Origin of the sequence: Halobellus limi (genome assembly GCF_004799685.1) — an archaeon.
Taxonomy (GTDB): domain Archaea; phylum Halobacteriota; class Halobacteria; order Halobacteriales; family Haloferacaceae; genus Haloquadratum; species Haloquadratum limi.
Genome location: NZ_CP031311.1, coordinates 632,633 through 654,445, shown reverse-complemented (window position 1 = coordinate 654,445; position 21,813 = coordinate 632,633). Strand labels below are relative to the sequence as shown.

Sequence of the window (21,813 nt, the reverse complement as noted above, 5' to 3'; positions counted from 1 at the left end):
GAGCGGACTGAGAGGGCACAGAATCGATACCGAGACGGGTATCGAGAAGCGTGCAGTTCTCCTGACGGATCGCGAAGCATAACTGACCGGACCGCACAGACGGTGTATGAGCGACCACAGCGACGAGAGCGGCGCTGAGGGCTCCGAATCCCCCTCGGGATCGGACGAGGAATCTCACGAACCCGACCGCGAGGAGTTTCACGAGTCGCCGATCGGCCACGCGCAGGTCCGCGGCGGGATGACCGTCGGCGAACTCGCGACCGAGTACGGAAAGGCGGGGATCGGCGCCGCGAGCGTCGACCGCGCGGTCGACGTCTACGCCGAGATGCTCGCTCGCGACGACGTGACGAACCTCTTCGGGCTCGCCGGCGCGATGGTGCCGACGGGGATGCGACAGATCGTCGTCGACCTGATCCGCGACGGTCACATCGACGCGCTGGTGACGACCGGCGCGAACCTCACGCACGACGCCATCGAGGCGATCGGCGGGAAGCACCACCACGGGCGGGCGGAACCGCACGATCCGCATCCCGCCGCGCCCGGCGCCGACCCGACGGGCGAGACCGCCCGAGAGCACGACGAGCGCCTCCGGGACGAGGGCGTCGACCGGATCTACAACGTGTATCTCCCGCAGGAGCACTTCGCGCTGTTCGAGTCGCACCTCCGCGAGAACGTCTTTCCCGCCGTCGAGCGCCGCGTGTCGATCCAGGAGTTCACCGCCGAACTCGGGCGGGCGAACGCCGAGCAGAACCGCGAACGGGACGTCGCGGAGGACGCCGGCATCGCCGCCGCCGCGTACGAACACGACGTCCCGATCTACTGTCCGGCGATCCAGGACTCCGTGCTCGGGATCCAGGCGTGGATCTACTCGCAGACGTCGGAGTTCGGACTGGACGCGCTGGGGGATATGACCCACCTCTCGGATCTGGCGTTCGACGCCGAGCGGGCGGGCGCGATGGTCGTCGGCGGCGGCGTCCCGAAGAACTACGTCTTACAGACGATGCTGACGATCCCCGACGCCTACGACTACGCCGTGCAGTTGACGATGGACCCCGACCACACCGGGGGGCTCTCGGGGGCGACCCTCGACGAGGCGCGCTCGTGGGGCAAACTGGAGAAGTCCGCGCGGAACGTGACGGTCGTCGGCGACGCCACGGTCACGCTGCCGCTCGTCGTCGCCGCGGCGCGCGAGCGGGCCGAAACCACGGACCGCTGAGCCTTCGATCGGTCGTCGACCGCGGGACCGCCCTCACCGAGAGACAAACACTAACTTTTATTATAGATACGGGGTATGCTGAAGTATGCCTCTCGTACGCGTACGCGAGTGATTCCGCTTTTCGACACGCGTACCGCCGTACGAACGTCCGCCGCCGTCCACACCAGTGAGCACCAACGTCCGACACGCACGCCAGAACCGACGGGATCGAACGACAGACGACGCGGGGACCGCCACCGAGGGATCCTCGACTGACGCACGGCCACCCGGAACGGGATCAGACTCGGCCGCGACGTCCGACTCGTGGAGCCGCCGCTGCCAGCGGCAGTTCGATCCGGGGAACCGGGATCGGCTCGCCAACCTGGTCGACGAGGAGAACCTCGTGGTCATCTCGCCGGGCGGGGAGTGACCCGGCGATCCGGACGTCCCGCCGCCCGTCGCGAGCGAACGCGGCACACGGAACGGCTATACGGCCCCGTCCATTTTTGGGAGTATGAACTACGCCGACTCACTCGACAGGGCGCTCGACGCCCTCCCGGAGCGGAACGAAGAGCAGTCACGACTCAGCATTCCCGACCCCGCGGGCGAGACCGACGGGGCGTTCACCCGGCTGACGAACATCGGCGAGATCGCCGACGCGCTCGGCCGCGACGTCGAACACGTCCACCGGAACATCCAGGGCGAGCTGGGGACGAACGGGCAGCTCGACGACGACCGCGCGCGCTACAACGGGTCGTTCAACGTCTCCGACTTCGAGGCCGCCATCGACGAGTACGTCGCCGAGTACGTCACCTGTACGGAGTGTGGCCTGCCGGACACCCGCCTCGTCACCGAGGACGGCGTCGACATGCTCCGTTGTGAGGCCTGCGGTGCGTTCCGACCCGTCGCGAAGCGTTCGGCCCAGACCCAGTCGTCCTCGGGGCCCGCCGTCGAGGAGGGGACGACCTACGAACTGGAGATCACCGGCACGGGTCGGAAGGGCGACGGCGTCGCCGAGAAGGGCAAGTTCACCATCTTCGTCTCCGGCGCGCGCGAGGGTCAGACCGTCCGCGCGATCGTGGAGCGGACGAGCGGGACGCTCGCGTTCGCCCGCGTCGTCTGATACTGAGTACTCAGTATCGACTCGGCGCCGACGTCTCCGAACGTTCTTTTGAGTTCCGGTCGTAGCGCCGAACGGCCGATGACGACGGCACCGTTCCGAGCCGGGGTGGCGCTCGGCGACGACGAACCCTATGAGTGCCGAGGCCATACCCAGTATCGAAACCGATCCGCCCACCGTCGACGAGAGACGGGGAGACGTCCATACGCACGACCCGTCCGCGGCCGAGAGCGCCGGTCGCGCACTCGACCTTTTTAGTGAGCAGGCGGAGAGAGGGGAGTATGAACGCAGCAGAAACGAGTAGCGGCACCGTCAGCGGGCGTCGTCGATGGTAAACGTCGCACTCTCCGTCGGACAGCTCTTCTTGGCGCTGCTTCTCGTGGGACTGAACGGGTTCTTCGTCGCCGCGGAGTTCGCCTTCGTCCGGGTGCGCGGGACGTCGGTCGAACAGCTCGTCGACGAGGGGCGGGCCGGAGCGGGCTCCCTCCAGGCGGTGATGACGGACCTGGACAACTACCTCGCGGTGACGCAACTCGGCATCACGCTCGCCTCGCTCGGACTGGGGTGGGTCGGCGAACCCGCCGTGGCGTCGCTCATCGAGCCCGCGCTGGAGCCGATCCTCCCGGCCGGACTCATCCACCTCGTCGCGTTCGCGATCGGGTTCAGCATCATCACGTTCCTCCACGTCGTCTTCGGCGAACTCGCGCCGAAGACGCTCGCGATCGCCCAGACGGAGACGCTCTCGCTGTTCCTCGCGCCGCCGATGAAGGTCTTTTATTACCTCTTCTATCCGGGAATCGTCGTCTTCAACGGGACGGCGAACGCATTCACGCGGCTGCTCGGCGTCCCGCCGGCCTCCGAGAGCGACGAGACGCTCGGCGAGCAGGAGATCCGCCGCGTGCTCGCCCAGTCCGGCGAGGAGGGCGCGATCGACGTCGCGGAGGTCGCGATGATCGAACGCGTGTTCGACCTCGACGACACCCACGTGCGTGAGGTGATGGTCCCGCGACCGGACGTGGTGAGCGTGCCGGCGGACGCCACGCTGGCGGAGCTCCGGTCGGTGATCTTCGAGTCGGGCCACACGCGCTACCCGGTGCTCGACGCCGACGACGGCGATCAGGTGGTCGGCTTCGTCGACGTCAAGGACGTGTTGCGGGCGAGCGAAACGGACGACGCGGCGGCGGCGACCGCAGACGACATCGCCCGCGAGATACTCGTCGTCCCGGAGACCACGGCAACCGACGACCTCCTGATGCAGTTCAGCGAGGAGCGCCGGCAGATGGCCGCCGTCATCGACGAGTGGGGATCTTTCGAGGGCATCGCGACGGTCGAGGACGTCGTCGAGGCCGTCGTGGGTGACCTCCGCGACGGGTTCGACGTCGACGCGCGCGAGCCCTCGATCCGCGAGCGCGACGGTCGCGGATACGACGTCGACGGCGGCGTTCCGCTCTCTGCGGTCAACGAGACGCTCGGGGCGCGGTTCGAGAGCGATCAGGTCGAGACGATCGGCGGCCTGGTGCTCAGTCGCCTCGACCGCGCGCCGGAAGTCGGCGACGCCGTCGACGTCGACGGACACGTCGTCGAGGTGACGGGCGTCGACGGGACCCGGATCTCAACGGTGTGGGTGCGCGAGCGGGACGGAGAAAGCGACGGCGACGGCACGGCAGACGAGTGAGCGGTCGGGTCACCCGAATCGGAAGCAGCGCGGACGTTACCAGATCCGGAACAACAGCGTGAACGTGACGTAGGCACCCGCGGTCGAGAGGATCGGAACGACGTTCTGCATCACGATCACGCGGCCGGTGGTCGCCGGGTCGAACAGGTCCGAGGCCGAGGGCATCGCGTCCTCGGGTTCCTCGCCGATCGGTGGCGCGTCCTCGCCGGGTTCCTCGGCGGCGAGCGCGCCGACGGAGACGTTCGGCGACCGCTCGCCGCGGGCGACGTCGGCGAGCGTGGCGGTCCGGGTCGCCCGCCCCCAGCCGAGGCCGACGATCGACGTCGTCGCGATGATGACGAACGAGGCCGGGATGCCGATCGCCGAGAGGCCGACGACGATCACCGAGGAGACGATGGCGACGATGATCGCGGCGGTGAGCGGGAGGTCGGTGATGTCGTTGCCGAGCGTGTCGAGGGTCCGCCGGGCGATGGTGAACGCGCCGACGGCGACCGCGGCACAGCCGAGGAGGATCAAGACGTCGATGTCGACGCCGACGCCGACCAGCGGCGCGATGGCGTTCGCGATGTTCGAGGTGCCCGAAGAGAAGGCCATCAGACAGCCGATGGCGACGACGACGATCGCGCCGGTGAGTTCCCTGCGCGTGGTGTTCGGACCGGGTTTCGGCCGCGGAACGAGGCCGGATCGGTCGAATTCGAGCAACGGGCCGGGGGTGCTGACGATCGCGACCCAGCGGTTGATCCGCGGGTAGAGGTACCGGCCGATCATCCCGGAGGTCCAGAAGCCGACGATCGGGGCGACGATCCACCAGATTGCGATCTCGCCCATCACCGCCCAGTCCAGTTCGCCGGCCGCGACGCCGAGTCCGGCGATGGCGCCGACGGCGGTCATCGACGTCGACGCCGGCACGCCGAAGTAGTTGCCGACGAACAGCGCGCCGCCGATGAAAAAGAGCACGACGATGCTCGATTCGATGGTGAACACCCCGGGGTCAGTGACGAGTTCAGTCCCGAGCGTGTCGACGACGCGACGCCCGATCGTCCAGGCCCCGACGAAGAAAAAAACCGCCATCAACGCCGCTGCACCGGTTTTCGAGATCGCGTCCGACCCGACGGCCGGGCCGAACGCGGGGCCGGTCGTCGAGCCGCCGATGTTGAATCCGACGAACAGCGCGACTACGATACCGACGAGAAGAAGAACTTCGACCATACCGACCGGACGCAGCGCAGTCGGTTAAGCGGTTGGACATTGATCTGACGGAGGAGCGGACCCAGACGGACCGCAGGCGTCCCGAGCCGGTCCGAAAGCCGACCGGAGAACGGACGGTATTCCCGTCTGGAGTTCGAGTGGACACGTATGGATTCCACGAAGATACCACCCGAGGTGAGGGATCGATGAATCCGGCCCGCGCCGATTTCATCACCGACCTCGCGTACGGCGTCACGATCTTCATCGCGATCGGCTTGATACTCCTGGTCGAAACGGCCGTGGGGGTCGCGTTCGGTCTCGGTGTACTGGTCTCGTACGTCATCCACATCGGCTGGAAGATGTCGCGGTTCGATCCCGACTGGATGACCCGGGAGGTCGCCGAGCGGATCGAAGAGACCGTCGGAGACACGGTGACCAAGGAAGTCGAAAAGAGCGTCGGCGAGACCGTCAGCGAAGAGGTCGAAAAAACCGTCGATGAGACCGTCGAGAAGACGGTCGGGGAAACGGTCGAAAAGACGGTCGGCGAGACGGTGGAGAAGACCGTCGGTGAGACCGTCAGCAAGGAAGTCGAGAAGACCGTCGGCGAGACCGTCAGCGAGAAGGTCGAGGAAACAGTCGACGAAACCGTCGGCGAGGAGGTCGAAAAGACGGTCGAGGATACGGTCAACGAAACCGTCGAGCAGACAGTCGAGGACACGGTCAACGAAACGGTCGAAAAGACAGTCGAGGACACGGTCAGCGAAACGGTCGAAAAGACGGTCGAAGACACCGTCAGCGAGAAAGTCGAGCAGACGGTCGAGGACACCGTCAGCAGTGAAGTCGACGAGGTCGCCGAAAAGGTGGGCGAGACCGTCAGCGAAGAGGTCACAGAGGAAGTGACCGAAACCGTCGAAGAGACCGTCAGCAAGGAGATCGACGGGGCGATAGCCGGCGACGGGACTGACGATGGAGACGACGACGGATCGAGCAGCGGGGACGACGACGAGGCAAGCAGCGAAGATGACGACGACGGATCGAACGGCGGAGACGGCGACGAGGCAAGCAGCGAAGACGGCGACGGTGAGGAACCCCCCGAAGACGGCGACAGGCGACGGGGATTCAGGGACTGAACGGGACTCGCCGCGCCGGGTTGTGGGCGACGCCCGTGAGGGTCGGACCGACACGCCCGTTCCGACCGATCGGGTGCGCCCCGCCACTAACACCGGTTAGGGGGTTCCTTACGGCGGCTATCTCCTCCGGGCCGGTCTCGTCCACGCGCGTCGAGCGCCTGTTGGATAACCAATACGCATAAATAAGAATAATATAGTACCGCAATTCATATTAATACCGACGTGGATTGTTTCGGTAACGAATGACCGACGACCGCATCCTGACGACGCACATCGGAAGCCTGCCGCGAACGCCGGAACTGCTCGACCTCCTGAAACGCCGCCAGGACGGCGAGGCCGTCGACGAGGACGTCTGGCACGAGACCGTCGTGGACGCCACCGAGACCGTCATCCAGAAACAGGCCGACGTGGGCCTCGACATCGTGAACAACGGCGAGCAGCCGCGCGTCTCCTTCAACTGGTACGTCGCCAACAGGCTCTCGGGAATCGGCGACACCCGCGAGGCCCCGCTGTGGGACGACCTCGCGGACTTCCCCGAGTACGCCGAGGACGCCTTCCACGCGGAGGGGATCGACCTCACGAAGCAGCCGTCGGTCACCGGTCCCGTGGAGTACGTCGGCGAGGAGGCCGCTCGCGAGGAGATCGACACCTTCTACGAACTGCTCGAAAAGTCCGATCTCGACTTCGAGGGGACGTTCATCACCGCGGCCTCGCCCGGCGTCGCCGCCGCGACGCTCGTCAACGACTACTACGACTCCCACGAGGAGTTCCTCTCGGTCGTCGGCGACGCGCTCAAGCGGGAGTACGAACTCATCGCCGAGACGGGCGCGACGCTCCAGCTCGACGCCCCGGACCTGCTGACGACCGGCCACCGCGGGTTCGGCGACCGGCCGATCGAGAAGCTCAAGCCCGTCGTCCGGATGCACGTCGAGGCGCTGAACGAGGCGACGAAGGACATCCCCGACGAGCAGATCCGCGTGCACACCTGCTGGGGGAGCTACGAGGGGCCGCACCACCGCGACAAGCCGCTCGAAGCGGTCCTGCCGATCCTCTACGACCTGGACATCGGCGGCCTCTCGATCGAGGAGGCGAACCCCCGCCACCAGCACGAGTACCGCGTCTTCCGCGAGCATCCCCTGCCCGACGAGTGGACGCTCATCCCCGGCGTCGTCGACGTGAAGACCAACGTCGTCGAACACCCCGAGGTCGTCGCCGACCGACTCGAACGCGTCGCCGACGCCGTCGGCGACCCCACGCGGATCGTCGCCGCGCCCGACTGCGGCTTCGACACGCAGGCGGGGCTCGCGATGGTCCACCCCGACATCGCCTGGAAGAAGCTCGAAGCCCTCGTCGAGGGGGCGGCGGTCGCGAGCGAACGGCTGTTCTGACGCCCTCGGGGAGAATCACGACTCCGCTCTCTCGTCCACGACGGGGAGACGAACCGCCACGGTCGCGCCCTCGGGATCGACGTCGAGGTCGCCGGCCGTCGTGTCCACGGTCCACTTGAGACACCACAGCGCCAGTCCCTCGGCGTGGTTCAACGGCGTCTCCTCGCCCCGTTCGACCGCCAGGACGTCCATTTTCGGGATCCCCGCCCCGTCGTCGCTGACCGCGAGTGTCACCGACTGCCCGTCGCGCTCTGTCCCCGTCGGGGTGCCGTCGATATCGACGGAGACCGGACCGTCGCTCGCGACGATGATCTGTTCGACGACGTCGGCGATCGCGAGCGGCAGTGTCTCGGAGGCTCCGACGACGACGTCCGCGGGGACGTCGACGCGGATCGTCGATTCGGGCGCCTCCGCCCGGACCTCCTCGAGCGGCGCCTCCAGCGCGTCGGCCAGTCGGAGGGACGTCGTTTCGGCCCCCCGGTCCACCAGCAGTTGTTTGATCCGCTGGGTGCGATCCGAGATGTCGGACAGTTTCAGCGCGGTCCGACGGACGGTGTCCAGTTCCTCGCGGAGTCGCTCGTCGTCGACGTCCTCCGCGACGGACTGCGTCCGGCCGGCGATGATGTTGACGTCGTTGCGGACGTTGTGCCGCAGGATCCGGTTGAGAACGGTCACCATCGAGGATCGCTCTTCGAGGCGCACGTTCGAACGCCGGAGCGCGCGTTCGGTCTCTCTGAGCTTCTCGAACCGCTCTCGAAGCGTGTCTCGCGTGGACGCGAGCGTTCGGTTGAGGTCGCCGAACTCGTCGGGGCGGTCGGTATCGAAGTCGACGTCGTACTCGCCCGCCTGGATGCGTTCGGCCCGCGCGGTCAGTCGAGACAGCGATCGCGTCACGTCGGCTCCGAGGACGACGACCACGCTGAGGAGCCCGAACAGGGCGACGACGCCGACGAGGCCGATCCAGGTTCGCACCTGCCCGGTGATCGCGTAGGCCTCGTCGGCCGGTGCGTGTTCGATGACGACCCAGTCGGTCCCCTCGACTGGCGCATACGCGGCGACGGTTCGGTCAGGGTTGCTCCGCCCGTAGTTCACCGGATCGCTGAACCCGGCATCACCCCGCAGTCCGGAGACGACCTCGGGAGCGCGGAGCCGCTCGTCGCGATACTGCTGCAGCATCGCCGAGCGGTTGTCGGCGAGGACGACCGTCCCGTTCGAGTCGACGACGCGGGTGTACCCGCCGTCGACCGGATGTTCGAACCGGTCGAAGAGCCCGGTGGAGTCGATCGTGACCACCAAGAGATGCCCCGGCATCGCTCGGATCGGCGTCAGAAACCCCAGCACCGTCTCGCCGGTTCCGTCCTCGTAGGGGCGCGTGATTCGGACGTCCGTGAACCGCTGGAACGCGAACCGCTGCTCCCACGGGAGGTCCTCGACGGCCGTCCCCTCCAGTTCCCGCCGCGCACTCGTTTCGACGGTCAGGTTCCGACGATCGATCACGTAGGCGTTCACGATCTCGGCCTCCGTCCGCTCGGCCCGCTGGGTCTGCAGGTACGATCGAACCGCCGCCGGCTCCCCGGACCCGTAGACGGGATGTTCCGAGAGCAGCCGCGCGACGAGCCGGTTCTGTCCGGTCCACTCGGTCAGTTCGCTCGCCTCCGAGTTCGCCGCGGCCGTCATCGACTGCTCGACGTTCTCGCTGAGGAGCACCCCCACCTGAACGTACAGTCCGACGGCAGCGACCGCGCTGACCAGCAGGACGACGAAGAGTCCGGCCGCCAGTTTGCGTCGGTACGAGTCCCGGACCGCCTCGACGAGGAGTCGGACCCCGGGCAGCGACAGCAGTCGGCGGATCATCCCTCGGCCCCCACGGTTCGGTCGAGGAACTCCGCTGCGACCGTCCTCGCCGTCCGGCCTTCGAGGAGGACCTCGCGGTTGAGATCGCGGATCGTCGCCTCGTCGAGCGCCGAGACCACGGGCGCGAGCGACTCGAAGAGGACCGGGTGGTCCGCGACCGTCGGAGCGTGTGCCGTCGGCGCCGGCTGATACGGGATGAAGTACTCGCGGTCGTCCTCGAGCGTCCGGACGGAGTCGCGGTCGAGTTGCGGATCAGTATCGAACCCGCTCGCCACCTGCGCGCGCCCGTCCCGAAGCAGTTCGTACGTGAGCCCGACGGAGGTGACGACGAAGCGCCCGGACTCGACGCGCTCGCGCGCGTCGGGACCGATCCCGTAGTACTCCGTGACGCCCTCCCAGGCGTCCTCTCGGTGATAGAAGTCCTCGTTGACGGCGACGCCGAAGCCGGCGTTGCCCGCGTCGACGTGGGCGGCGAGGTCGCTGATCGTTTCGACGCCGGTCCGCTCGCTCCAGTCCCGGTCGGCGACGAGCACGTACTCGTTCGAGAAGGACGCCGGTTCGGCCATCCGAAGCCCCCGCTCGCGGGCGTCGGCCGCGGCGAGTTCGTAGAGCCGCCGTGGGTCGGTCACCCGGCGCTCGCGGCGGGGTGGAAGCTCGCGCCAGGCCGTGCCCGTGTACTCCCAGTAGAGGTGCTTCGTCCCCGCCGCCGTCGCCCCCCAGTTCTCCCGCGAATCGCCGTATCCGATCTCGTCGACGGCCTGGATCCCGTCGAGGGGCCGGAGCCGTTCGTACGCCAGGTATCCGAGGATCCGCTGCTCGGCGAAGGCCTTCGAGCCGACCCGTACCGTCGTCGGACCCGTGGAGACCGACGGACTACCCGTACAACCGCTCAGTCCCGCTGCGGACACTGCACAAGTCGCGCCGAGACGTTCGAGGAACTCCCGGCGCGATCGTGGCATATACCACCACGTGGTACGCGCCTCACAAATAAGTACTCGCGAGGGGGCCGTCGACACCACGGTTCGTGCCGAGGCCACGAGCGCCCCTATCGATCGACGGTCACTCCCGGGAATCGGCCTCCTGATAGATCACGTGTCCACAGGCCTTGCAGTGCGACGCGTCCGGGTCGTGATACGCCAGCCCACAGTCGGGACACGTGACGTTCACCTTCTCTTTGGACGTCCACTCTCTGAGGATCTTGCTCGCCTGTCGGGGGATCAGGATGACGGCGGCCAAGATGGCGGCCACCGTGACCCACCGCCCCGCGGCCGTCGCCGGGACGATGTCGCCGAACCCCACCGTCGAGAGCGTGACGACCGTGTAGTAGAACGCGTCCCCGAACGTCTCGATTCCGGGGTTCGCTCCGCTCTCGACGCTGTAGAACAGTCCGGCGGAGACGACCAACAAGACGAGAATCGTGAGGAAGAGTTTCATCGCACGGAGGGTGTTGTCCGAGACAGTCCCGAAGAAGAACTCCGCGTCGGCGGTGAACCGGTAGAAGCGGAGCACGCGAACGATCCGGATCGCGCGCAGGAACCCGACGTTTACGATCCCGACCGAAGTCGGCAGCAACACGATCGAAAGCGTCGGGAGAATCGAAAGCAGATCGACCATCGTGTACCCGTTAGAGAACTCCGCGAGCCGGTCGCGTGCGCCGTACAACCGGAATAGATACTCAACGGCAAACACGCCCGCGATTCCGACCTCGAGTTGCCAGAGGGCCGATCGGACCCGAGCGGAGACCGGGTACGTTTCGACGACGAAGACACCGACGAAGAGTAGATTCAGTCCCAACAGCGCGATGTCGATCGCCCTTCCGACCGGCGTCCGGTGGTCCAAGAGGTAAAATCGGATCAGCTCTCGGACGGTTCGTTCGTCCGATCCGGAGACGGTGGGCTCCATCGGAGTTCACTTGGCGACGGACGGTAATGAGTGCCGGTGACTACAGGCGGGGCGGAAGACGGGGAACGGACCGAACTACGCGGATTCCTGTCGGAGGGACTCGGGAAGCGGCACGACGCGGAAGACGTACTCGTCGTAGGCGCCGTCGAGGTTCGTCGGACTCTCCTCGTCCGTGTGTGCCCGACAGAGGGCCGCCGTCGCCTCGACGGCCCCCTTTCCCGTCTCTTCTTGGTACCGTTCGAGCACGAGGAACTCCGCGGGTTGGTCGCAGTTGCGCCGGTGACACGTCAGGGGGAGATCGAGTGAGTCGCCCTCTTCACCGCTCGCCTCCCCCCGCTCGTCAGCAGCCGGTTCGGCCTCGTCTGCACGGGCCAGGGCCTCCTTGAGTGCTCGCTCTCGCTGCCGTCGCGCCTCGTCGGCTGCCTGTTTCTCTCGTCCCTCTTTCGTATCGGCCATACCCGTCAATTCGGCTCCGAGTGACATAAAGCCCGAGCGCGACGGCCGATTCGGAACCTTCGCAACCGTCAGGAGAACGAGTGGGTCGGGGCAGATTGCGAACCTCGGTCGGACGTGCTCGCTCACTCCGTTCGCTGTGCGCGACCTCCCCGGCTCGAATCCGCCTGTAACGCCAATCCTGCGGCGCGGCTCGTCACTTCGTTCCTCACGGTGCGCCGCAGAAACATGGGTCGGGGCAGATTGCGAACCTCGGTCGGACGTGCTCGCTCACTCCGTTCGCTGTGCGCGACCTCCCCGGCTCGAATCCGCCTGTAACGCCAATCCTGCGGCGCGGCTCGTCACTTCGTTCCTCACGGTGCGCCGCAGAAACATGGGTCGGGGCGGATTCGAACCGCCGGCCTGCTCCGTGTGAAGGAGCCGTCATAACCGGACTAGACCACCGACCCGCGCATCGATGCTTCCCCGTCGCCGGACTTAAGCGTTCTTCTTCGGCGCGTCGGCCGCGACAGCCGCCTCGGCGATCCGTCAGTACGTCGGCGACTCCTCGGGGACGCCGTCGCGGGCGTTGACCAGCCTTCCGAGCACGAACAGGGCGTCGGAGAGCCGGTTGAGATACCGGATCGCTTCCCCGTTAACTGGTTCGTCGGCCGCGAGGTCGACCGCGCGGCGTTCCGCCCGCCTGACGACCGCGCGCGCGTGGTGCAGCGTCGCGCCGGCCTCGCTCCCGCCGGGGAGGACGAACGACGTCAGCGGGTCGAGTTCCTCGTCGGCCTCGTCGATGGCGTCCTCCAGTTCTTCGACGTGCGCGTCGGCCACCACGGGGTCATCCTCGTCGGGCGAGGGGTTCGCGAAGTCCGCCTGGACGATGTGGAGGTGGTTCTGGATGCGTTCGAGCGTCTCGTCGACGTCGTCGTACCCCGTGGGCCGTGCGGTCCCGACGAGGGCGTTCGCCTCGTCGACGGTGCCGTAGGCCTCGATCCGGGCGCTCGTCTTCGAGACACGCGACATGTCCCGGAGATCGGTCATCCCCTCGTCGCCGCGGCCGGTGTAGATCTTCATCGGTTCGCGAGCGTCCGCTCGACGTACGTCAGGATGTTCTCGCTCTCGTTCATCGTCACGCCGCGCTCGTCGTCGATCAGCACGGGGACGGCGCGCTGGCCGCTCACGCGCTTGACCTCGTCGCGTTCGGAGTGCAGTCCCTCGACCCATATCGTGTCGTAGTCGACGTCGTGGGTCTGCAGGGCGTCGTGGACGTCCTCGCAGTACGGACAGCCGTCGAGCGCGTACAGCGTGATGCTCATACGGATCGTTGGGAGCGCCGGGGCAAAGAGCGTTGCTCGTCGATCGGTCGTCCCCGCGTCGCTCGGGAGGGACCACCGGCCCCCGTGACTAAAGTGAACGGCCGGCGTACACCCGGCTATGAGCGTGACGGGCGTCTGTCAGGTGTGCGAGCGCCGCGAGGCCGAGTACGCCTGCCACCGTTGCGGCGCGGCCGTCTGCTCGGTCCACTTCGACACCGAGCAGGGCGTCTGCGTCCACTGCGCGGATCCGGAGGGCAGAGAGGATGTCTTCGCCGAGGGCGACGACGGCGAAGTGCCGGAGTTCCGGTAGCCGCCGGAGTCGGGGTCGGCGGGATCCCAGAGGCGAGATCTAGGCGTCGCGGTACCGGTTCAGCCGCCGCTTCAGTCGCCGGGCCGCGTCGCCGGCGGCCCTCGCGAACGCCTCGTCCTGGTCCTCGCCGGCGAAAATGATGCCGCGTGAGGAGTTGACGAGGCCGACGCCCCCCGACAGCCCGTACTCGACGGCCGCCTCGGCGTCACCGCCCTGCGCGCCGATGCCCGGCACGAGGAACGGGAGGTCGGGCACCTGCTCTCGGATCGATTCGAGTTCCTCGGGCGCGGTCGCGCCGACGACGAGGCCGACGTTGCCGTGTTCGTTCCACAGGTCCGCGAGCGCGGCGACCCGCTCGTAGACGGTCTCTCCCGAGGCCAGTTCGAGGTCCTGAAGGTCGGCCCCGCCGGGGTTCGACGTCCGACAGAGGACGAAGACGCCCTTCTCCGATCGGTCGAGGAACGGCTGGAGGGAGTCCCGACCCATGTACGGATTGACCGTGATCGCGTCGACGTCGTCGAGCAGCTCGGCGTACTGCCGCGTCGTGTTGCCGATGTCGGCGCGCTTGGCGTCTAAGAGGACGGGCACGTCTTTCCCGTCGGCGTAGGCGATGGTCTCCCGGAGCGACCGCCAGCCCTCCTCGCTCTCGTAGAACGCCGCGTTCGGCTTGTAGCAGGCGGCGTGTTCGTGCGTCGCGTCGATGATCCGGCGGTTGAACGCCCACTGCGGGAGGTCCTTTTCGAGGAGGTGCTCGGGGAGTCGCGAGCGGTCGGCGTCGAGGCCGACGGAGACGACGCTGTCGACCCGCTCGATGCGGTCGCCGAGGCGCTCGAAGAACGGCGCGGTCATACTCGGATCTCACCTCCGGGAACCGAGTAGGTTTCCCTTCCGGGCGCGCGGCCGCGCCGGACGCCACGGGCCGCCACCGCCGCTCCGGACTCCACTCGGGCCCCGACCGCGAGCGGACCCCACGGGTGTCGGGAAAACCGGAAACCGTTAGGGTCGCCCCGGGAAATGGGGCGGTATGACAGACGCCGCCGACCTCGCCGCGCGCGTCCGCGAGGGCGACCTCCGGCTTCACGAACTGGACGACCACGCCGACGCCGACGTCGCCGCCGAGGCCCGACGACGACTCGTCGAATCGGAGACCGGCGCGACGCTCTCCGCCGTCGGCGACTACGGGTTCCCGGCCGAGCGCGCCGAATCGAACATCGAGAACATGCTCGGGGCGGTCCAGGTGCCGATGGGCGTCGCGGGTCCCGTCTCCGTGAACGGGGGGGCCGCCGGCGGCGAGACGTACCTGCCGATGGCGACTACCGAAGGTGCGCTACTGGCGAGCGTCAACCGCGGCTGCTCGGTGCTCTCGGCTGCCGGCGGCGCGAACGCGCGCGTGATCAAGTCGGGGATGACCCGTGCACCGGTGTTCCGCGTCGAGGACGTCGTCGAGGCGGAGGCGCTCGTCGCGTGGGTCCGCGACAACACCGACCGGCTGGTCGAGGCGGCGGAGTCGACCACGAGCCACGGCGAACTGCTCGACGTGACGCCGTACGTCGTCGGCAACTCCGTCTACCTCCGGTTCCGCTACGACACGAAGGACGCGATGGGGATGAATATGGCCACCATCGCGACGGAGGCCGCCTGCGACGTCGTCGAAGCGGAGACCGAGGCGGGCCTCGTCGCGCTCTCGGGGAACCTCTGCACGGACAAGAAGCCCGCCGCGATCAACGCCGTCGAGGGGCGCGGCCGCTCCGTCACGGCGGACGTGACGATTCCACGCGAGGTCGTCGAGGAGCGCCTGCACACGACGCCGGAGGACGTCGCGGAACTCAACACCCGGAAGAACCTCGTCGGGTCGGCGAAGGCCGGCAGCCTCGGCTTCAACGCCCACGTCGCGAACGTCGTCGCCGCGATGTTCCTCGCGACCGGGCAGGACGAGGCGCAGGTCGTCGAGGGGGCGAACGCGATCACGACCGCCGAAGTGCGGGAAGATGACCTCTACCTCTCGGTCTCGCTGGCGTCGCTGGAAGTGGGGACGGTCGGCGGCGGGACGAAGCTCCCGACGCAATCGGAGGCGCTGGACGTCCTGGGCGTCCGCGGCGGCGGCGACCCCGCGGGGTCGAACGCCGACGCCCTCGCCGAGTACGTCGCCGTCGGCGCGCTCGCGGGCGAACTGTCGCTCCTGTCGGCGCTCGCCTCGCGACACCTCTCCAGCGCGCACGCCGAGTTGGGTCGATAGCATCGTCAGGACGCGGACCGATCGCCGAACGAACCGCTCAGGAGTACCGCGCCGACGACGACCAGTCCGGCACCGGCGAGGAGCAGCGGCTGCTCCGGTCCGGGAGGATCGCGCTGCCCGACCGCCAGCCCCAGCGACAGCACCAGCCAGCCGACGCCCGACAGCGAGAGGCCGACGCCGCGGCGGCGCTGCCCCTGAATCACCGCCGCCGCGGCCAGCAGCGTGTGGCCGGCGAGGAACCCGCCGCCGGCCATCACGAGCCGGCCGGTGAGCGCCGCGACCGCACCTCCGACGAAGCAGAGGGCGACGAGGCCGCGGGCGACCCAGCCGACGGCTCCGGTCCCAGACGCGCCCGCCATCGGTCAGAGCAGGCGGTACGTGCCGCCCGACTCCGTCACCTCGCCGCGTCGGGACAGTTTCGTCAGAATCTCCCGCGCCTTCTCGGCCGGTACGCCGCGATCCGCGGCGTAGCTCGCGACGTCGTCGGCGGTCGGGGCGTCGCCCTCGCGGAGCGCCTCGCGGACGACGTCGATGCGGCTGCCGCCGGATCCGGCGTTCGCGCCCCGCTCCGCCCGCTCGCCGGCGGCCGCGACCTCCTCGGCGTCGAGGCCCGAGCCTTCGAGGTACTCGGCCTCGTCGACCGCTCCCCCGCGCTCGTCGATCTCGCGTTCCATCTCCGCGACGTGGGCCGTCTCGGCGAACGCCTCGCTGTTGCCGCCGCGCTTCGCGAGCAGCGCCGCCCGCCCCTGCCTGGCGGCCTCGCGGTTCTCGTCCTCGACGAAGCGTCGGAGCTTCTTCGTTCGATAGGTCCGCCCGCAGCGCGGACAGGTCGCGGTCTCGGCGGCCCGCGGGTCCTTCAGGATCCACAGGTGCTCGCAGTCGGTGCAGCCGACGACGGCGTACATACCGCCCCGTTCGGCGCTGTCGGATTTGAACCTTCGGCTCGGAGGGGACGCCCTCCCCGACCGCCATACTGATTACTCTCGTCTCTTCCCGCCGAGCGACGTAAACGGGGGTGGCGCTCGGCGGTACAAAGTGAGTAATCAGTATCAGGCCGACACACGCTCGCCCCGTTCGCCGCCCCGTTTCACTCAGACCGACACCCACTCGCCCCGCTCGTCGCTCCGCTGGATCGCGTCGAGGAGCCGCTGGACGTCGAGGCCGTCCCGGAAGTCGGGCGCGAACGACTCACCTTCCGCCGCGGCGGTGAGGAACTCGTAGTTCTCGTGGACGTGGGCGTGTTCCCAGCCGAGGACGTGGCCCGGCGGCCACCAGCGGTCCAGGTACGGGTCGTCCTCCCCTGTGACGAGCACGGTCTCGAAGCCGCGGTCGTCGGCGCCGCAGACCTCGAGTTCGTTGAGCCGTTCGAGGTCGAACCGGATCGATCCGCCCGTGCCGTCGAGTTCGACCTCGTTCGCGTTCGCCCGCCCCGGCGCGACGCGCGAGGCCTCGAACAGGCCCGTCGCGCCCGAGGCGAACTCGACCTGGGCGGTGTAGGCGTCGTCGACGGTGACCGGTCGCGTCTCGGGGTTCCCGCCGTCGGAACCGCCTCCGTCTCCACCCCCGCCTTCGACCGGCCGCTCCTCGGTGAACGTCCTCAGGTGTCCCGACAGGCGCTCGACGTCGTCGCCGGTGAGGAACCGCGCGAGGTCCAGCGAGTGCGCCCCGAGGTCGCCGAGCGCGCCCGAGCCCGCGAGTTCCGCGTCGTTGCGCCAGCTCCAGGGCTCCTCCGGGTCGACGAGCCAGTCCTGGAGGTAGGTGGCCCTGACGTGCCGCAGGTCCCCGAGGAACCCCTCCTCGACGAGGCGCTTGGCGTACTGGACCGCGGGCACGAAGCGGTAGTTGAAGGCGGTCCCGGCCGTCGCGTCCGATCGTCTGGCGGCCTCGGCCATCCGCTCGGCCGCCGAAAGCGTGTGCGCGAGCGGCTTCTCACAGAGGACGTGCGTCCCCGCGTCGAGCGCGGCGATCGACGGCTCGACGTGGAGGCGGTTCGGCGCGAGGTTGTAGAGGACGTCTACCTCGTCGAGGACCTCCCGCCAGTCGGTCGCGCAGCGGTCGAAGCCGAGACGGTCGACGGCCGTCGCGAGCGCGCTCTCGTCGCGCCCGACGACGACGTCGAGGTTAGTCGCCGGCGCGTCGGGGAAGAACATCGGCAGCCGCGCGAGCGCGTTGGCGTGTGCTCGCCCCATAAATCGGTGGCCGAGGAAGCCGACATCGAGTGTCATCGAATCACGTGTGACTTCAGCCGCGAGAAACATTAGCGGTCCGCTCCGCCCGGCGCTTCCGCCTCCCGAAAGAGTCTCGGAAAAACCGACGGTTCGGCGCGGAAGAGCCCCTACGCCAGTTCGTGGATGTGGCCAGAAATCGGAGATTTCTGGCTGCTCAACGAGTGGGCCTACGCCAACTCGTTGATGTTCTCGACGACCGCCTCGGCGAACTCGCTGGTCGCGAGCTTGTTGCCGCCCTCGATCTGCCGTTCGAGGTCGTAGGTGACGTCGCCCGAGGAGATGGTCTCCTCGACGGCGTCGCGGATGAGCGTGCCGGCGTCCTTCCAGCCCATGTACTCGAACATCAGGCGCCCCGAGAGGATCATCGCGGTCGGGTTCACCTTGTCCTGTCCGGCGTACTTGGGCGCGGAGCCGTGGACCGGCTCGGCCAGACAGAGGCCCTCACCGAAGTTCGCGCCCGGCGCGATGCCGAGGCCGCCGATCTGCGCGCCGGCGGCGTCGGACATGTAGTCGCCGTTGAGGTTCATCGTCGCGATGACGTCGTACTCGCCCGTCCGGGTGAGGAGCTGCTGGAGCATGTTGTCCGCGATGCGGTCGTTGACGACCAGCGTGCCCTCGGGGGCGTCGCCGTCGTACTCCTCCCAGAGTTCGTCCTCGACGATCACGTCCTCGCCGTACTCCTCGTCTGCGACCTCGTAGCCCCAGTCGCGGAACGCGCCCTCGGTGAACTTCATGATGTTGCCCTTGTGGACCAGCGTGACGGTGTCGCGGTCGTTTTCGAGGGCGTAGTCGATGGCCTCGCGGACCAGCCGCTTCGTGCCGAACTCGGTGATCGGCTTGACGCCGATGCCGACGGGGCCGTCGTGGATCACGTCGTCTTCGCCCATCTCCTCCTCGACGAACTCCTTGACCTGCTCGACCTCGTCGGTGCCGGCCTCCCACTCGATGCCGGCGTAGACGTCCTCGGTGTTCTCCCGGAACGTCACCATGTCCATCTCGCTGGGGTCCTTCACGGGCGAGGGGACGCCGTCGATGTGGTACGTCGGGCGGACGTTCGCGTAGAGGTCGAGTTTCTTGCGGAGCGCGACGTTCAGCGAGCGGAAGCCCGCACCGACGGGGGTCGTGAGCGGCCCCTTGATCGCGACGCGGTGGTCCCGGATGGCCCGCACCGTGTCCTCGGGGAGGTTCTCGCCGTACTTCTCGCGGGCGGACTCGCCCGCGTAGAGGCGCATCCACTCGACGGAGCGGCCGGTCGCCTCCGCCGCGGCGTCGAGGACCTTCTGCGCCGCCGGTCCGACGTCGGTTCCGATCCCGTCGCCGTGGATGATCGGGATGATCGGCGTGTCCGGAACGTCCAGTTCCCCGGTCTCCTCGTCGGCGAGCGTGATCTTCTCCCCGGAATCGGGGACCTCGATCTGGTCGTAGCTCATAAACATCCGGCTCTTTCCGCACCGGGCGTAAATTACTGCCGTTATCGCTGCGACCTCCGGCAAAATTTCGCGGAAATACCACCGGAACAGTCACGCAGACGAGAACGGAGGCCTCCCGGAGGGGTGCAGTCGACGTCGAGCGGGAGGACCGGTCTCACTCGACGGCGGACGTCACTCCGCCTGTCACTCGACGACGAGCCACGGAACGTCCACGAGCGCGGGGATGTGCGTCTCGATGTGGTGTTCCCAGACGCCCTCCTCGCCGAAGGCCTCGCCGTGGTCCGCGGTGACGACCACCCGGCCGTCGAGCTTCGGAATCAGGTCGGCGATCGCCTCCAGCGCGATTCGGAGGTTCTCCTCGTGGAGCTCGAAGGCGGTCTCGCGCGTCCCGTTCTGGACGAGGTCGACGGGGTCGAGTTCGAGCCACAGCCCCGCCTTCTGGGCGAGTTCGCTGCCCTCCAGGGCGCTCTCGATCCGGGGTCGAACCGTCTGCCCGAGCGCCGCGATGGGCCCGCCGCCGTCGGCGGCCGCCTCCTGGCTGTCCTCCTGTCTGCGGATCCCCTTCTGGATCTGTTTCAGCTTCTGTCCCGCGCCGCGGGAGAGATACGGCGCGTGCGGCTGCATATAGTGGAGGACCGTCCGCTCGTTGCGTTCGGCGAGGTCCCGTCGCTCTCGCAGCGACGCTTCGAGGCTCTCGGGGGGGACCGTCCCGAGGTCGTCCTCCCAGCCGTGTTTCCAGACGTCGACGACGTCTGCGAGGTGCTCGTTCGCGGTCCACTCGTAATCGCAGCTGGCGCCCCACTTGAGTTCGTTCAGCGGGATTCCGAGGTCGTTGATGAAGGGGTTGCCCGAGAAGTACGCGATGTCGTGCTGGCCGGTGAACGTCCGGGAGGCCCACTCCGGCGTCGACGACCCCACGCTCCGGCGCTTTTCGACCGTCCCGTCGAGATACTCGTCGTAGACGTCGCAGAACACGTCGTAGCGACACGCATCCAGGACCAGACAGTAGTCCCACTCAGACTGGAGGAAGTCCTGCGCTTTCATCACCGGCTCCGTGTTCTCACTCGGACACCGTATGTGTACTGCTTCGACACCTCGACGGGACGGCCTGCCCGTTTCGCGCCGCGAGACGGCCGTCCGGCGTCCCTCGCCCGCGCCCTCCCCGGTCCACTCTCGTCTCTCGTCCGCTCTCTCCCCAGTCCGCCTCCTCCTCGTCCGCCCGTTCCGTCCCTGCGCACACGCGGGACGACTTCTTACGTGCGGCGCTCCTCCGGTCGAGGGATGTCAGACGCCACCGCCGAACCCGAGACAGCGACGTCGGCCGACCGCATAACCGTCTACTCGGACTACGTCTGCCCGTTCTGCTATCTCGGACGACGCTCGCTCTCGGAGTACCAATCCGAGCGCGAGGAGGAACTGCGGATCGACTGGCACCCGTTCGACCTCCGTTCGGGCAAGCGGAACCCCGACGGGACGATCGATCACGACGCCGACGACGGCAAGGACGACGCCTACTACGAACAGGCCAAAACGAACGTCCGAAAGCTCCGCGAGAAGTACGGCGCCGAGGAGATGGCGGTCGAGTTGGCGACGGACGTCGACTCGCTTTCCGCACAGCTCGTCTCCGTCGCGATCCGCGACCGGTACGACTACGAGACGTGGCTCGACTTCGACGAGGGCGTCTTCGAGGCGCTGTGGCACGACGAGCGCGACATCGGCTCGGCGGACGTCCTCGTCGATATCGCAGAAGACGTCGGCGTCGACGGCGACGTCGTCCGCGAGGCGCTCGACGACGACGAACGGCGCTCCGCGCTCGAATCGCAGTTCCGCGAGGCCCAGCGCCAGGGCGTCACCGGCGTGCCGACGTTCGCCTACGACGGTCACGCCGCCCGCGGAGCCGTGCCGCCCGAACAGCTTCGCAGGCTCGTCGAGGGCGTCTGAGAGCCCTCACTCGGCCGATTCCGATTCGGTCGTCCGGTCGGGGTCGTTCGCCCCAGCCGCAGTCGCCTCGTCCGTCGAGCCCCCGTCGGCCGCGACGGCCGCGGGGTCCTCGCCGGTCGGCGTCGCGTGCAGCCACTCGTCGGCCCACGACTCGATCTCGTCGAACACCGGACACAGCGACCGCCCTTTCGGAGTCAGCGAGTAGTACGTCGCGACCGGCGCGTCCTCCTCCAGCCGGCGGTTGACGAAGCCGAGTTCCTGCAGGTCGTCGAGGACGCGCGAGAGCGTCCGCGAACTGGCGTCCGTCGATCGCTTGAGCTCGTTGAAGCGCTTCTCGCCCTCCTGGAGGTCGTGCAGGACGATGAGCCGCCACTGCGATCCGATCTGTTCGAGCGAGTCGATCACCGAGCACGCGTCCTCGTCGTATTTGTCCTGGGAGTCTGGGGACACAGGCGTCAC

23 protein-coding genes and 1 tRNA gene are annotated in these 21,813 nt (G+C 68.1%); 9 read left to right on the top strand and 15 right to left on the bottom strand.

Annotated elements, in window-relative coordinates:
* Positions 1-106 precede the first annotated feature (106 nt).
* The 4 genes from DV707_RS03375 to DV707_RS03360 all read left to right on the top strand — a co-directional run bounded on the left by DV707_RS03375 (position 107) and on the right by DV707_RS03360 (position 3,990).
* Positions 107-1,216: a deoxyhypusine synthase gene (locus DV707_RS03375; RefSeq protein WP_103990616.1), complete on the top strand. Its 1,110-nt coding sequence runs from the start codon at positions 107-109 to the stop codon at positions 1,214-1,216.
* Between the two features lie 166 nt (positions 1,217-1,382).
* Positions 1,383-1,625 (top strand): hypothetical protein, encoded by a 243-nt coding sequence (locus DV707_RS03370; RefSeq protein WP_103990617.1) that lies wholly within the window; start codon positions 1,383-1,385, stop codon positions 1,623-1,625.
* An 84-nt stretch (positions 1,626-1,709) separates the two neighbouring features.
* Positions 1,710-2,318 (top strand): translation initiation factor IF-2 subunit beta, encoded by a 609-nt coding sequence (locus DV707_RS03365; protein WP_103990618.1) that lies wholly within the window; start codon positions 1,710-1,712, stop codon positions 2,316-2,318.
* A gap of 325 nt (positions 2,319-2,643) precedes the next feature.
* Positions 2,644-3,990 carry a hemolysin family protein gene (locus DV707_RS03360; protein ID WP_103990619.1) on the top strand — a complete coding sequence of 449 codons (1,347 nt, stop codon included), beginning with the start codon at positions 2,644-2,646 and terminating at the stop codon, positions 3,988-3,990.
* 36 nt (positions 3,991-4,026) lie between these two features.
* Here DV707_RS03360 and DV707_RS03355 read toward each other — a convergent pair whose 3' ends face one another.
* The gene (locus DV707_RS03355) at positions 4,027-5,199 is read right to left on the bottom strand and encodes an inorganic phosphate transporter (protein WP_103990620.1); all 1,173 of its coding nucleotides are present in this window, start codon (positions 5,197-5,199) and stop codon (positions 4,027-4,029) included.
* A 185-nt stretch (positions 5,200-5,384) separates the two neighbouring features.
* On the opposite strand from DV707_RS03355, the gene DV707_RS03350 reads away from it, so the two are divergent.
* Positions 5,385-6,308 carry a hypothetical protein gene (locus DV707_RS03350; RefSeq protein WP_103990621.1) on the top strand — a complete coding sequence of 308 codons (924 nt, stop codon included), beginning with the start codon at positions 5,385-5,387 and terminating at the stop codon, positions 6,306-6,308.
* Positions 6,309-6,550: 242 nt separating this feature from the next.
* Positions 6,551-7,696: a cobalamin-independent methionine synthase II family protein gene (locus DV707_RS03345; protein WP_103990622.1), complete on the top strand. Its 1,146-nt coding sequence runs from the start codon at positions 6,551-6,553 to the stop codon at positions 7,694-7,696.
* A gap of 15 nt (positions 7,697-7,711) precedes the next feature.
* Here DV707_RS03345 and DV707_RS03340 read toward each other — a convergent pair whose 3' ends face one another.
* From DV707_RS03340 to DV707_RS03310, 7 genes are all read right to left on the bottom strand, one after another.
* Positions 7,712-9,550, bottom strand: coding sequence for a sensor histidine kinase (locus tag DV707_RS03340; RefSeq protein WP_103990623.1), 1,839 nt, complete (start codon positions 9,548-9,550; stop codon positions 7,712-7,714).
* Positions 9,547-10,509, bottom strand: a complete 963-nt coding sequence (locus DV707_RS03335; RefSeq protein ID WP_103990624.1) for an ABC transporter substrate-binding protein — start codon at positions 10,507-10,509, stop codon at positions 9,547-9,549. The genes DV707_RS03340 and DV707_RS03335 overlap by 4 nt, the downstream gene beginning before the upstream one ends.
* A gap of 100 nt (positions 10,510-10,609) precedes the next feature.
* Positions 10,610-11,452 carry an ion transporter gene (locus tag DV707_RS03330; RefSeq protein WP_103990625.1) on the bottom strand — a complete coding sequence of 281 codons (843 nt, stop codon included), beginning with the start codon at positions 11,450-11,452 and terminating at the stop codon, positions 10,610-10,612.
* Between the two features lie 75 nt (positions 11,453-11,527).
* Positions 11,528-11,908, bottom strand: coding sequence for a hypothetical protein (locus tag DV707_RS03325; RefSeq protein WP_103990626.1), 381 nt, complete (start codon positions 11,906-11,908; stop codon positions 11,528-11,530).
* Positions 11,909-12,279: 371 nt separating this feature from the next.
* Positions 12,280-12,354 (bottom strand) — tRNA-Val (locus DV707_RS03320).
* Positions 12,355-12,433: 79 nt separating this feature from the next.
* On the bottom strand, positions 12,434-12,967 hold the full coding sequence (locus DV707_RS03315) for a cob(I)yrinic acid a,c-diamide adenosyltransferase (protein ID WP_103990627.1): 534 nt from the start codon (positions 12,965-12,967) through the stop codon (positions 12,434-12,436).
* Complete coding sequence (locus DV707_RS03310; RefSeq protein ID WP_103990628.1) at positions 12,964-13,209, bottom strand: glutaredoxin family protein; 246 nt, start codon at positions 13,207-13,209, stop codon at positions 12,964-12,966. The genes DV707_RS03315 and DV707_RS03310 overlap by 4 nt, the downstream gene beginning before the upstream one ends.
* A gap of 118 nt (positions 13,210-13,327) precedes the next feature.
* On the opposite strand from DV707_RS03310, the gene DV707_RS03305 reads away from it, so the two are divergent.
* Positions 13,328-13,519: a zinc finger HIT domain-containing protein gene (locus tag DV707_RS03305; protein ID WP_103990629.1), complete on the top strand. Its 192-nt coding sequence runs from the start codon at positions 13,328-13,330 to the stop codon at positions 13,517-13,519.
* A gap of 39 nt (positions 13,520-13,558) precedes the next feature.
* Here the strand turns inward: DV707_RS03305 and pyrF are convergent, their stop codons facing one another.
* Positions 13,559-14,368 (bottom strand): orotidine-5'-phosphate decarboxylase, encoded by an 810-nt coding sequence (gene pyrF / locus DV707_RS03300; RefSeq protein ID WP_103990630.1) that lies wholly within the window; start codon positions 14,366-14,368, stop codon positions 13,559-13,561.
* Positions 14,369-14,543: 175 nt separating this feature from the next.
* Here pyrF and hmgA point away from each other — a divergent pair, with 175 nt between their 5' ends.
* Positions 14,544-15,755 carry a hydroxymethylglutaryl-CoA reductase (NADPH) gene (gene hmgA / locus DV707_RS03295; protein WP_103990631.1) on the top strand — a complete coding sequence of 404 codons (1,212 nt, stop codon included), beginning with the start codon at positions 14,544-14,546 and terminating at the stop codon, positions 15,753-15,755.
* Between the two features lie 5 nt (positions 15,756-15,760).
* Here the strand turns inward: hmgA and DV707_RS03290 are convergent, their stop codons facing one another.
* The 5 genes from DV707_RS03290 to DV707_RS03270 form a co-directional block, all read right to left on the bottom strand.
* Positions 15,761-16,114: a hypothetical protein gene (locus DV707_RS03290; RefSeq protein ID WP_103990632.1), complete on the bottom strand. Its 354-nt coding sequence runs from the start codon at positions 16,112-16,114 to the stop codon at positions 15,761-15,763.
* Positions 16,115-16,117: 3 nt separating this feature from the next.
* Positions 16,118-16,660, bottom strand: a complete 543-nt coding sequence (locus tag DV707_RS03285; RefSeq protein WP_103990633.1) for a DUF5817 domain-containing protein — start codon at positions 16,658-16,660, stop codon at positions 16,118-16,120.
* Between the two features lie 186 nt (positions 16,661-16,846).
* A complete protein-coding gene (locus tag DV707_RS03280) occupies positions 16,847-17,980 on the bottom strand; it encodes a Gfo/Idh/MocA family protein (RefSeq protein ID WP_103990634.1) in 1,134 nt (377 codons plus the stop codon).
* A 170-nt stretch (positions 17,981-18,150) separates the two neighbouring features.
* Positions 18,151-19,413, bottom strand: coding sequence for an isocitrate dehydrogenase (NADP(+)) (gene icd / locus DV707_RS03275; RefSeq protein ID WP_103991238.1), 1,263 nt, complete (start codon positions 19,411-19,413; stop codon positions 18,151-18,153).
* 183 nt (positions 19,414-19,596) lie between these two features.
* Positions 19,597-20,457 carry a hypothetical protein gene (locus tag DV707_RS03270; RefSeq protein ID WP_103990635.1) on the bottom strand — a complete coding sequence of 287 codons (861 nt, stop codon included), beginning with the start codon at positions 20,455-20,457 and terminating at the stop codon, positions 19,597-19,599.
* A 237-nt stretch (positions 20,458-20,694) separates the two neighbouring features.
* On the opposite strand from DV707_RS03270, the gene DV707_RS03265 reads away from it, so the two are divergent.
* Positions 20,695-21,354, top strand: a complete 660-nt coding sequence (locus DV707_RS03265; RefSeq protein WP_103990636.1) for a DsbA family oxidoreductase — start codon at positions 20,695-20,697, stop codon at positions 21,352-21,354.
* Between the two features lie 6 nt (positions 21,355-21,360).
* Here the strand turns inward: DV707_RS03265 and DV707_RS03260 are convergent, their stop codons facing one another.
* The gene (locus tag DV707_RS03260; RefSeq protein WP_394337392.1) at positions 21,361-21,813 is read right to left on the bottom strand and encodes a winged helix-turn-helix transcriptional regulator; all 453 of its coding nucleotides are present in this window, start codon (positions 21,811-21,813) and stop codon (positions 21,361-21,363) included.